Annotated in this window: 8 protein-coding genes and 1 pseudogene; 5 read left to right on the top strand and 4 right to left on the bottom strand. The window is 48.4% G+C overall.

What is annotated here, in order from left to right; all coding sequences use genetic code 11:
• Positions 1-351: 351 nt before the first annotated feature.
• The 3 genes and pseudogenes from DXZ20_RS17955 to DXZ20_RS17965 all read right to left on the bottom strand — a co-directional run.
• Positions 352-1,026: pseudogene (locus tag DXZ20_RS17955) on the bottom strand (IS5 family transposase); the annotation flags it as partial.
• A gap of 84 nt (positions 1,027-1,110) precedes the next feature.
• Positions 1,111-3,525: an NACHT domain-containing protein gene (locus DXZ20_RS17960; protein ID WP_163699629.1), complete on the bottom strand. Its 2,415-nt coding sequence runs from the start codon at positions 3,523-3,525 to the stop codon at positions 1,111-1,113.
• 137 nt (positions 3,526-3,662) lie between these two features.
• Positions 3,663-3,950: a hypothetical protein gene (locus DXZ20_RS17965; RefSeq protein ID WP_163699631.1), complete on the bottom strand. Its 288-nt coding sequence runs from the start codon at positions 3,948-3,950 to the stop codon at positions 3,663-3,665.
• A 169-nt stretch (positions 3,951-4,119) separates the two neighbouring features.
• Here DXZ20_RS17965 and DXZ20_RS17970 point away from each other — a divergent pair, with 169 nt between their 5' ends.
• The 5 genes from DXZ20_RS17970 to DXZ20_RS17990 all read left to right on the top strand — a co-directional run bounded on the left by DXZ20_RS17970 (position 4,120) and on the right by DXZ20_RS17990 (position 7,995).
• Positions 4,120-5,139: a metal-dependent hydrolase gene (locus DXZ20_RS17970; protein WP_163699633.1), complete on the top strand. Its 1,020-nt coding sequence runs from the start codon at positions 4,120-4,122 to the stop codon at positions 5,137-5,139.
• Positions 5,136-6,068: a hypothetical protein gene (locus tag DXZ20_RS17975; RefSeq protein WP_163699634.1), complete on the top strand. Its 933-nt coding sequence runs from the start codon at positions 5,136-5,138 to the stop codon at positions 6,066-6,068. The genes DXZ20_RS17970 and DXZ20_RS17975 overlap by 4 nt, the downstream gene beginning before the upstream one ends.
• The gene (locus tag DXZ20_RS17980) at positions 6,028-6,618 is read left to right on the top strand and encodes a TolC family protein (protein WP_250565807.1); all 591 of its coding nucleotides are present in this window, start codon (positions 6,028-6,030) and stop codon (positions 6,616-6,618) included. Before DXZ20_RS17975 ends, DXZ20_RS17980 begins: the two co-directional genes overlap by 41 nt.
• Positions 6,554-7,093 (top strand): thermonuclease family protein, encoded by a 540-nt coding sequence (locus DXZ20_RS17985; RefSeq protein ID WP_250565808.1) that lies wholly within the window; start codon positions 6,554-6,556, stop codon positions 7,091-7,093. The genes DXZ20_RS17980 and DXZ20_RS17985 overlap by 65 nt, the downstream gene beginning before the upstream one ends.
• Before the next feature lie 116 nt (positions 7,094-7,209).
• A complete protein-coding gene (locus DXZ20_RS17990) occupies positions 7,210-7,995 on the top strand; it encodes a hypothetical protein (RefSeq protein WP_163699638.1) in 786 nt (261 codons plus the stop codon).
• A 24-nt stretch (positions 7,996-8,019) separates the two neighbouring features.
• Here DXZ20_RS17990 and DXZ20_RS17995 read toward each other — a convergent pair.
• A partial coding sequence (locus tag DXZ20_RS17995) for a hypothetical protein (RefSeq protein ID WP_250565809.1) occupies positions 8,020-8,241 on the bottom strand: 222 nt, incomplete at its 5' end.

Genomic DNA, 8,241 nt, shown 5'->3' on the forward strand with positions numbered 1-8,241 from the left:
ACGTTCTAGATGATGGGGGAGTAGCTTTTGAGTACCCAGGTGTTGACTATCAGAGAGCTTGCTCATCATGCCCCTCCGTTTGAGGCAGACTGCTCATCTGAGCCATCACGATCTGAGTTAATAGCCAAATCACACGTTGGCGATGGGCGGTTGGCAGCTGATTCCAGCAATCGATTTCGGTTAGTTGTCTGGACGGGGGGGCTCGTTGGAGGCTGGCATGACTCGCATTCCTCGTGGGTAGATGACTGGGCTGTCAGGTATTGGTCCACCAAGGCCACTAGCCGTAACAGCTTTTCAACTCCAACGATAGGTGCAGAACTCAGCTTGAAGCGGATGACGGCATTGTGGTTGGGTGTTCTCAACCACCCATCTCTTTTTGACGAGAACAAACCCTTTTGTCTCCTTTGGTCGGAGGACCACCTGAATGACCCACCGGAAAGAGTCCATCGCCCATTGGAGAAAGGGATTGCCAGCATAGCCTCCATCGACCCAAATCAAATAAAGACGAGACACAGCCCTGCCCATTTGTTGCACTTGTTGCAAGAGTTGTTTGCCACCGGCTCGTTCCGGCAGATTAGCCGCTGTGACCACCACACGCAACACTAATCCCAAGGTATCGACTGCCGTATGGCGTTTTCGCCCTTTGATGGATTTAGCCCTATCAAAGCCGACTTCATCATGAACCATGGTGGCGCTCTTCACGCTTTGACTATCGATAATGGCTTCGGATGGACTCTCTTGACGACCCGCATCCGCTCTCACCCATCCCCGCAAACGGTCATGAATTAAAAGCCAAGTGCCATCCTTGCGCCAGTTGCGAAAATAGGTGTAGACCGTTGACCAGGCGGGGAGATCTCCGGGAATATCTCGCCATTTCACCCCTTGGACGACCACGTACAAAATGGCATTGAGGACGGCCCACATATCCACCTCACGAGGACGACCGCCAGGTTTGGCCGGTGGAATCAATGGTTCGATGAGCTCAAATTGCGCTTGGGTCAGGTTACTGGAGTATGCTTTACACATGGCTTACTTGGGGCTGTCTGATTTCAACTACAGCCTATACCAAGTAAGCTTTTTTACCACTTCTAGGGCTTTTCAAACAGCCTCTTAGACTGTTAGCAATCGTTTTTTGAGAGATTCCCAGGATTTACGTGAAATGCCTATGGATGCTTGCTGGCACTTAAGTAAGAGTTCATTGGCATACAAGTAATCATTTAAGTACTGCCATTCTTCTGTTGAAAATAATATGTTTTCAAATGTCAGTTCTAAAGCGCTGAGAAAAGCAGTTTCAAGTTTATTGGCATAGCAATCCCACTCATCCGATGATGCCGAAAGTTGAGGTATTTTATTTTTTAGGATGAAGAGTTGTTTGGGTAACCCTTCGACAGCTGGTGTGTTAATGATTTTATACCTAATTAGGTAATTAACACTGTCCCTAGCTTTGTCACTGTTGCTAGCAATAGCACTATCTCTGCTAGAGGCGATGACTTTAGAAATATTGTTGGCAATATCTTCAACGATTTTACTGGCTTTATTTTCAACGATTTTTTCAATGGAGTTTTCTCTGACAATGGGTTTGGGTTTGTATCTTCTTCTCCTAATCGCTTCAGCTAATTTCTTAGCACCTTCACTGCTAAGGACTCTCTCATCACCCTCTCTATTGATATTTCCGTCTCCATCTCTGTTTCCATCTCCATCTCTGTTTCCATCTCCATCTCTGTTTCCGTCTCTATTGATATTTTCGGTTTTAACTTCAGTCATGTGGCTATTCGTGCTATCTTCAAGGCTTTTAGCAATATCGTTGACAATATCTTGGGTGATGGTTTTGTGGATGTTGCTGACTTTAGTGATATAGCTAGCTTTGAACGTGGGGATGTCGCTGTCTCTAGTGATGACTTTGGCAATCTCTCTGGCAATATCGATAGCGATGACTATTTTTCCAAAATCTTCATAATCGGTTGGAGGCCCTTGTGTAATCCGATATGCCCACTGGACTAAAGACTGCATCTTAGGCTTAGCCTGAAGATTTGCTCTGGCCTGTTTATCAATAGCTTCGAGTAAGTTGTGCCCTCGTCTTCCCATTAGTCCAATTACTAGCAAAAAGACTTCGTACCAACGCTGATCAGTAAGGTGCTCGCTGACTAACTTTGAAATTAATTGATTATTAACGATGTATAGAGCTGTGAGGTATTCCTGCAAGGTGAGGTGGGAGAACGAATAAGTGTTGGTAGCTCGTTCTACGAGAATGCCTTGTTGGACTTCAATTTCCTGAAGAATGGCTTGACCATCTAAATATTCTGAGGCATCCAGAGTGTCAGCTAGGTAAGTAGTGATGCGGTCAATAATATCTGCTTTTGAAAAGAATAAACGGTCTTCTTCAAAGCTGGTATAGGCGATTTCGCTGAGGAGGTCTTTCTCTAGTCTTGGATGAAAACCCTGGTAGATGGGAGTTAGCTTTAGTCTTTTTTGGGCTGACCATTCGCTTAGAAGCAGATCCAAGGCGTTTTCATAGAGGGTGCTGCGCTGGTTCGGCAGCATTTGTTTTCGTTCATAGATCAGGCATAGGAAGGTGAGGAGTAAGGGCGTTTGTGCAAGTTCTTTAGCTGCTTGGTTTTCAGGTTGTTTGAGTAACTGCCAGTACTGGTTAGCTGTATCAGCTTCCTGGTCTAGCTCAGAATGAAACCAGCGCTGAATAAATTGCTTTATCTGCCCATCACCAAAGTCAGCGATGGTGACATCGGTAAACTGCTTAAAGCTACTACGATAGGCAGCGGTACGACATGAAGCAACAAAGGTATTTTTATCATGTTGAATGGCAAAGTCTTCAATGTTTTCAATTACTTGATTCACATTGTCGGTGGGGACTTCATCTAGACCATCGAGTAAAATTAGCAGCTTTCCTTGAGCGAGGGAGAGTTCTGTAAATGCCTGTGCGTCAGGAAAGCCATGAATTTCAAATTGATTGGCGATGACAGTTGTGAGCTCAATGGCGTCGCTTCTAAAGGTTTTGAGTTCGATAAAAACTGGGATTTGGTCACCCTTGAGCTGTCCTTGTTGTCCTTTAAGAGCTTCTAGACCCAGTTTTCTTAGAAAGGTACTTTTGCCGACACCGGGGCCACCCAGGACCATCAAATATTGCTTTTCTTTAGCAATGGTGATGCCATCGTGACGTTGATCGGCGGTTTGAAAGCGTCGTTTGCCCTGGTTTCGATAAAGTTGTTCTAGCTCATCTGGACCATCGAATTGGCGAATGCTGTCTTCATTGAGAAATTTAACAGCAGTGTAAATCGAGGCTAGGGGTACGGGCTCTTTCATTAGCCCTGGCATCACCTTCACCTGTCCGTGATTGTTTTTGTATTTTGCTTGATAGTTTTGGGAGGCGGTGAGAATTGCTTCTACGTCCCTGACGTCCTGGCGAGCTTGGCCGACTTGTTTTGCTACATAGCCACCGGCTTTCCAGAGTTGTTCAAATAGTGGAACGGCAATCCCACCGATGGCACTTTCTAGCATGGCTGACTTCATTCAGGGGGCTGAGTCTATAGGATAGTCGGTCTAATCAATAACTATCTAAGTGTGGGCAATTTAGGGCTGTTCAATGCTGATATGGTCTGGGCCAATGATGGCGATTACCCACGCTGCGATCGCAATCACCAATTATCCTATTTTCCAATAGCCTGTTTCCGCCACCAGCTAGCTGCAACAGCAAAATCAACCGTATCGGTAATACAGGTCACACCTGAGCGGGTGCCATCTAAATGCTCATAGTCGGTAGCAGTGGCGGCGGCAAGTTCTTCAAACTCGGTGGTGCGTACGCGGGCTATTTTGCCATCTTGAAAGCTAACGACGATTTCACGGGTATCAGCATCATAATGAGCATCAATGATATCCTCCGGCCCAGCCGGGGGGGCGACTACCACCGCATCATGTAGAGTCTGGCTTGTGTTCATTGGGTATCTCCGTAAATTGAATCCCAGATTTTCATGAACATGGGGTGGATGATGGTCTCGAGTGTAGATCAGATACAGGATCACCGAGTCTAACGATGGTGACCATGGTGTTTTGGGCAGTGCACTCTAGCGGGAATTCTGACCCTACTGGTTATCTGCAAGATTGTCCATGATGGCGATTACCCACGCTGCGATCGCAACCGCAGGCGTCTCTCTATTCCTAGGTACAGCGGCCCCTCTACCGTTAGGCTTGGCAGTATTGGGCTCCCAGCTGCCCGATGTCGATACCACCACCAGCCTAATCGGCCAAATCTGCTTTCCCATCAGCTCATGGATTGAAGACCGCTATCCCCATCGATCCATCACCCATTCCTTAGTGGCCACGGTCACACTCACTGCGATATCCCTAGGAATAGGGTTTACGCTGGGGGCAATAAAACCATGGCTAGCACTGCCGCTGGGTCATGTGCTGGCCTGCTTTGCCGATTGCTTTACTCGTCAGGGAGTCCAGCTATTTTGGCCCGTTCCAGTGTGGGCCATCAGCGTTGGCAATCCTAAGCGCAGAATCTGTACGGGCGGCCCTGGTGAATATTGGGTGCTTTCTATTGCCATCGCGATTCTGGTAACTGGCCTATGGCTGGCAGGTGCAGGTGGTGTGCAAACTCAGGTAAATCAAGGTTTAGGCTTGCGGGACGGTGCGATCGCAACCTACAACCGCAATGCGGCTACCGCCGAGGTGTATGCCGACATTATCGGTGTGTGGAATCATGACCGCACAGACGCCACTGGCAGCTATTTGATCCTCGGCAATGAAGGTTCAGAATTTATTGTCACCGATGGCAAAGGTGTTTATAAAACAGGTGAAAGCATCATTGTTGAAAAGCTCGTAACTAAGGCAGGTAAATTAACACAGCGAGCAACAAAGACTCTCTCGCTGAATGATCAAGACATAGCCGCAGCATTGGGAAATCTGATGAATTCCTACCCTGGTAACAGCATTTATCTCAGCGGTTCGATTGTTGTTGATTTTCCAGAGGAGATCCAGACCGTTAGCGACGGGCAACAGTTGGAAACTATAGCCGTATCTGGGGAATCCGTGACGCTCGACTATCATCCGGTTGAGCTGGCGATCGCACAGCTCAACGACCAGTGGGCCACCGGCACCATCACCGCTCTGATTCTGGAATGATTCGACGTACCCTCTCTTATCTACTGAGCACAGCAGTGTTAATGGGGATGACTGCCTTTGGTGAGGTTTATGGTCCGTATCCCCCAGAACCAGTATTATCAACCACTACAAGCGATGACCCCAGGCGACTAACTATTAGTGTCTCGGTTGCCGACCCAGAAGATTTGAAGGTCAAGGAAGGTGACCGGGTCTTTGCTACCCAGTTACTGGCCGACCGTGGGCGGGAACGTCGACGGCTGGAGACTCAGGCAAAACAGCTTGACCTGGCCTTGCACCGGCTAGAGGTGGCTACCATCACGCCGCCACTGCCACCGGTTACCCCACCGGCTATGGAAACACCGACGTATTTGGAGCAGAATGCGGCGATTGATAGAGCTAAGGCTGATGTAGACCAGGATGAGGCAGCGATACAGGCAAAGCACCAGGAAATGGCCTACCTAGCAGAACTACCGAACCTTAACCCATTGGTATTTGAGCATGAGTCAGCGAATCTGGCGGAGCTGCAGCGGGAGCATACGGCAGCCGTGCGCGACTATCAGCTAGCCCTGGGTAAACGCTCGACGGCGGAGTATGAGCATTCTCGGGCAGTGGCCATCGATGCCAGTTCTCGCAATCGTGACCAGCTGAGTTATCAAAGCCAGTGGGCACAGTATGAACAGCGGCTGAGGGACCGTGATTATCAGATATCTCAAACTCGATTGAAGCTGGATGAAATTGACAATGCGATCGCAAACTTGGCCGTCATCCGCAGTCCCTACGCTGGCAGGATTCGGCGGGTTAAGTGGCTGGGTCAGGATGCTAGCGGTCTGCTTAGTGCTGAAATTACTCTCATGGTCCGCGCCAGTGCTGGCCCTTCCTTGTCTGAACAGTTCGATGGAGTGTCTAGAGATGCTGACTCAGCAGGCGATAGCGCAGTCATCAGAGATTGAGGCAATCAACCAACAGCTGGAACTTACAACTGAACGACAGGATTATGCAGAAGCGCGGCAGTGGACCAACTATCTGACAATGGACCCGGTGCGGTTAATCCAGAACGTTTTGGGCGGTGGCGATGTGCAGCGAGATCGGCTTGCGATCGCAACGCTCGAACTTGAAGCCGCCAATCTGATTCGCCGTCGTGAGGAAGTGGCCGAGGGCATTACCCGTGAGATCGTTGACCTGGTACTAAACTATGAACATCTGGATCGACAGGCTATGCTGCTGGCATCGCAGCTGGAGAGTCATCGACTACAGGTGGCGGTGGCCGAGGCTAGATACCGAACGGGGCAGGGGACAACGACTAGCATGATTGGTCTATGGCAGCGGACCGCCGAACTGACGGCTCGGTGCTCTGAGCATTGTATCGGGCAAGCTCAGGACATACGCGAACTGGAGATATTGATCGGTGAAGAAGATTTGGCAACGCAGAGGGTTTATGCCAGCGGTCATCGTGATTGGGCTGGTTGCGATTTCACCGAAGCTATTCTCCAAACAGATTAACGCTGCCATTGATGCCGCAGCTGGTGGGCAAAACACCGAATGGTATCAGGTGGTAGAAGGCTCTATTTACGATGGTGATACGCTGCGGGTTGAACGTGGTGGCCAGGAGCTGAAAATCAGATTTTGTGGAACGGATTCGCCTGAGATAGAGCAGCTGAGCGGGATTGAGGCACGGGACCATTTGCGATCGCTAGTCGCTCAAGGTGATGGGTCTATTGGTGTGGTGCCAATCGAGAAAGACCACTATGGCCGAACAGTGGCGGACCTGTTTGTTATCCGTCCTGATGGCTCAGAAATTCACCTTAACTCTCAGATGGTGATGGATGGGATGGCCTATCACTATGAGAAGTATTCGGGCAGCTGCCCACAGCCAGATGTATTGGTTCGTGCTGAGGAAATTGCGAAGAATCAGTCAGCAGGTGTTTGGGGCAATCCTGGCGCTGAAAAACCTTGGAATTATCGTCAAAAGAGATAGCTTCCAGCAAGCTGAGTCGAAATTATCCAAACATCATCAAATAAGCCAGATACGCAGGTTTTTCAGTGGATATAAGTAATTAGGTCTCTAGATTTAGGACAATGGATCGAAACTCCATGAAAGATGTCCCCGTTAATATGCGAGTAACGGGGATGCTCCTTTTACACGAAGCTTTTTTAGAAGCTGCACAGCGTAGAAACTTGAGATGCGTGGTTCACACAGCGCAAGCCGCAGAAATACTGCTGAAAGCTCGAATAGCTGAAGAACATCCGCTGCTAATTTTTTCCAAATTTCCTAAACAAGAAAGTACTGGCGATCTCCTCACACTACTGGACTTGCTAGAAAAGGGACGAACTCTAACCTATGAAGAGTTACCCGACAGGCTTTGGGCAACAACAGGAATTAAACTCGAAAAAGAGAAACTTGCAAAATATCGTGAGTTTGGACGCATCAGAAATCAGATTGTCCACTTATCAATGACGAGCACCCAGGAACCGGATGTGCTGACGTTAAGTTATGTCGTTGAAGTGCTAGATCCTCTTGTAGAAAGCTTTTGGGGTAAGTCGGTCATCGACTTCATAGCGCATAATCCCAATTATCAGGATTGGATTCGTGAGGGCACTTTAGAACATTTTCTAAGTCAGAAAATTGAGATAGATGAGCGATTAAGACGACTTATAGGCGAGGAAAGTCAGAAGGCATTAGCTCATTTAGAGTATATGACGCAGAAAGACAAAGAGCTATGGTCTGACCTATGGTCTGATCCTGAATATGTGCAAAGGCAAGTAGCATACTACGAAGCCCACAAAGAGGAAATTCATGCCAACGATGAAGCAGTAGCAGCAGAGCAACAAGTTGCTGAAAAATGGCAGGACTTTCTCAAAGCTTATCGAATGGGCTAAAGGCTTTAGCCATATTTCTTCAGATCAGACTAGCTGAGCTAGCTTTTTGAACTGTGATTCCAGTCGGTTCAAACGACGGCTCATAGAGGCTATCGATTCAGGATCTGTTTTTTCCAAATACAGCCCAATCGCTTCTTTGACCACATCGCTCGGTGTTTGACCGGTTTCGGTTGCGATCGCACATATCTGGTCATGCCAACTATGGGGAATCCGAGCCGAGGCGATAGGTTTGCTCATGGTGTAGAC

The sequence above is a fragment of the Adonisia turfae CCMR0081 genome (assembly GCF_011009555.1).
GTDB lineage: Bacteria > Cyanobacteriota > Cyanobacteriia > Phormidesmidales > Phormidesmidaceae > Leptothoe > Leptothoe turfae.